The organism is Paracidovorax citrulli (genome assembly GCF_900100305.1).
GTDB lineage: Bacteria > Pseudomonadota > Gammaproteobacteria > Burkholderiales > Burkholderiaceae_C > Paracidovorax > Paracidovorax citrulli.
On record NZ_FNEY01000062.1, the window covers coordinates 1 to 3,353 of the forward strand.

Here is a 3,353-nt window from a genome sequence, read left to right on the forward strand (position 1 = left end):
GACCTTCGACCACAACTACACAGCCTCCTACTACCTTCATGAACTCCGAACACCGGAGTCCTATCGAGGCGACAACTATTCTGACGCGGGGGGATACGTCTCCACCGTGATCCGGGCACGGATATGCCGAGGAATGTCGTGCTCGTTCTCGATGGCTTCCATCACGCGACTGATGGTCGCGCGGGCGAAACTCAGAAACAGGATCTCCTGTCCCGGTCGCGCGGCCACGGCTACTTCGGCAGCTTTCAGAATCGAGATCGTCGTCTTCCCCGAGCCCGGCCCGCCCGTCACCAACAGGTGGCCGGAGGTCTCGAGGACGTCCTTCTGCTTATCGGTGAGTTTCATCAAGCGGCGCCCGGGTCCGCCGCAAGTGCCGCGACCACAGTGGCTACAGCGGGCGCCGCAGCCGTCGGCTGGCACAGAGCCTTAAGGTGCACGCAGGCTTCCCTGATCCACTGGGGGACTTCGGCCTCATCACATTGGGCGATGAACTCGGCGATCCCCATGTCTCCCTTCTTTTTCGCAAAGTAGGCCATCAATGCGTTGACTACGTCAGCCTTCGGATCCTTGAACTTTTCCAGCAGGTCCTGAGGCCAATCAAGCAGATCCGAGAAACGATCCAGCGCCGCCTTGGATGTGTTCTTGAGTACCAGGTTTTCGATGCCCTTTTCGCCGTGCATGAACATATGCTCGACCTGGGCTTTGATCAGCGCTTGGGCTTCGGGTGATTGCAGGTCGCACAATGCGAAGGTGCGCTTGCCGATGCTCCGGTACATCTTGGCCATGTCCGGAATGCTCCCCTCGCCGCCGGCGTCTACGACGCAGACGCCCAGCGATTCGAGCGAGGCATAGACGGCCGGGTTCAGTTCGGCCAAGCGACGGCAAGCTGCGGGGAAAGCGGAAGCCTCGGTCGCACCCTCCGCGATCAGAATGCGGCGCGCCAAAAGGCCCTCGCAGAACCGAGTCCTGAACTCCTGTCTGTACCGCTTAAGTTTCACGCTGTCGGGAAGCGTGACGCCGCTTTGCTTCAATGACCCGGAGCCGTCTCTCGACAAGATGATGGTCTCCGGCAGCGAGAACTCCTCCAGCACATAAGGCGAGTGCGAAGTGAATAGCGTTTGCGATGCGAGCTTGCGAACCTCGTGAATGATGCGCTTCTGTGCGTAAGGAGGGATCGCCGTCTCGGGCTCCTCCATCGCAAAGATGACGTTCTGCTTGTCTTCGGCGATCTGCGAGAGCATCGCCAATACCAACATGTTTATCGTCCCTGTGCCTTGACGGTAGAAGGGGGCTGCGTGCGTGCCGTCGCCGGTGGCGATGAACGCCGTGATTACCTTACGCAGATGCTCGCGCGTGAGGTTCGACACCTTCAGATGTGGCTCGATCCCCCACTCCTTAGGCACGTATTTCTTCAATGCGGTATTGATACTCTCCAGCACACCGGAGATGCCCAGGCTGGGGTCTTCGGCTACGGAGATCGCCGAGATTCGGCCGATGGCATCCTCCCACATCTGGGGCCGAACTTCCTTGAGGCGGAGGATGATGTCCAACAAGCTGCCGCGCTCTAGGCTCAACGTCCTGGAGCCCGTTCGCACTGAGCGTAGGTATAGCAATCCGCACACCTGTTTGTCCTTCTTCGTGAAGGGCACGGGGGCGCCATCAGAAAGGGTCACCGTGTAGAAGGTCTTGCCCTCAAAGTCGTCCTCCTCGGGGTCGTATTGCCCGATGAACGTGACGCGCAAGGCCGGCGAGACGGTCGCTGCGTCAACACCTTCGGGAGCCGGGTCCTGATACAGCTTCTTCTCCTTGCTGTCCCAGAACTCGATGTAGTCGCCAAAGCGCCCCTGCTGTTCTTCCGACAGGTTAGCGATGGTGACTCCAATTCGGATTTGGGGCGCTGGCACCTCCGGTTCGCCGGCAGGTGCTCCCGCACCCTCAGTTTGCTCCCCTGCGACCGGGATGCCCTGTTCCGGAACCTGTCCCTCTGCAACCTGTTGGATATCTCCAGGGTGGTCAACTACTTCTTCATCAGCTTTGTCTTCCTCGGCTCCCACCGAAGACTCAGGTAGATACCGGCCAAGAAAGAAATCGTGTTCGTCTACTGGCGGCGTGCGATTAAGTCGGTCCGGTCCAAGAACGAGGTCCATCGCTTCCAATACCGTTGTCTTCCCGGTGTTGTTGTCGCCTAGCAGCACGGCATGTTGAACGAGGTCCAGCGTGGCTTCCCTTATTCCGCGAAAGTTGTGGATCTCGATACGGGCTACCTGCATTGAATCTCCCTTTTGGGTCTATGGCTCTTGTTGCGGAAGTTTTCAGTGCCCGCAACTCAAACGTCACGTGCGCGCGTGACATGTTTTCTCATGGTTATTAAAGTCGTTCAGGTCAGAATGGCTGAATGAACGGTCCTCGCTGCAGCGTACATCCTAGGTCGCACGGCGAACGGCCCGCTCCCGCTACAAAGCCGCAGTTGCCATACACAGTTCTTTGCATCAATTGGGTTTGCTATGGAGTGCGGACAACCTAGCAACCAAGCGAAGAATGCTCCCGCCATCATCCCTGCTGCCCCGGTGTCCTCAGTCGAATCCTCTGCCCATCCGGCGTCCCTCCCACAGGGCAGACCATAGGCTTTAACCCCTTGTCCAGGCAAATCCAAATTTCCTTCAGCCGATTGCCGGAAGCCACATTCACCCGCAGGTTCTCCGCCTGCAGTTGAGGATTGAGTGCCAGAAAGGCCAGCTTCACGTCCGCAACCCGGGTATCCAGCAACTGGTTCGGCCCCGCGCTGGTTCCGCCCGGCACCATCTGCGCCGTGGTGGGCCTGCGCAGTGCGCCATACACGCGCTGGATATCCGCGAAATATCGATCTGCCGATGCCCAGCCGCAGGTGCCATGCGCCTGCCACTCGTTCTGCATCAGATCGGTGCCAGGCATCATGCAGAGGTATTGCCGCACCAGCGGCGCGGGCAGGGCGGCGGGGGTGGGCTGGCAATTGCGCGGATGGTCGTCCACGGACCGGGCCTTGCCGTTCTGCGGCCACAGGCCGTGCACCACCCATTCGAACCGGTTGCCGGAAAAGCACTGGAAGGCATGCCGGTCCTTCGCCGCCCCGGTCTTGTTGCGCTGGCTTTCGCAGTGTTCGGGGGACCAGGACAGCACCAGCGCCAGGTAGTCCGTGGGAGCCCGGGGATTGGCGTGGTCCACCGGGCGGGGAGGGGCGGGCGATACCGTGCCCGGGACTGCGCATACCTCCTGCGCGGAGCTAGGTGTGATGTCTCAATAGGTTGTTCATCCAGGCCCGACCTGGGAAGCTGTGGTTACCAGGCCCCAGCAACTCAGGACAGGACACCGGATGA

The 3,353-nt window shown here is 60.1% G+C and carries 3 protein-coding genes; all 3 read right to left on the bottom strand.

All coding sequences use genetic code 11. The features are described 5' to 3' along the window. Positions 1–75 precede the first annotated feature (75 nt). Positions 76–345 carry an AAA family ATPase gene (locus tag BLR99_RS22045; protein ID WP_211481592.1) on the bottom strand — a complete coding sequence of 90 codons (270 nt, stop codon included), beginning with the start codon at positions 343–345 and terminating at the stop codon, positions 76–78. Beyond that, positions 345–2,270: an ATP-dependent nuclease gene (locus tag BLR99_RS22050; RefSeq protein WP_011796258.1), complete on the bottom strand. Its 1,926-nt coding sequence runs from the start codon at positions 2,268–2,270 to the stop codon at positions 345–347. The genes BLR99_RS22045 and BLR99_RS22050 overlap by 1 nt, the downstream gene beginning before the upstream one ends. Positions 2,271–2,550: 280 nt before the next feature. Beyond that, on the bottom strand, positions 2,551–3,201 hold the full coding sequence (locus BLR99_RS22055) for a ribonuclease T2 family protein (RefSeq protein ID WP_233427256.1): 651 nt from the start codon (positions 3,199–3,201) through the stop codon (positions 2,551–2,553). Between the last annotated feature and the right edge of the window lie 152 nt (positions 3,202–3,353).

Bases quoted from the DNA above. Each gene is read 5' to 3' on its own strand.
- BLR99_RS22050 (WP_011796258.1), bottom strand. From the start codon at position 2,270: ATGCAGGTAGCCCGTATCGAGATCCACAACTTTCGCGGAATAAGGGAA.
- BLR99_RS22045 (WP_211481592.1), bottom strand. From the start codon at position 345: ATGAAACTCACCGATAAGCAGAAGGACGTCCTCGAGACCTCCGGCCAC.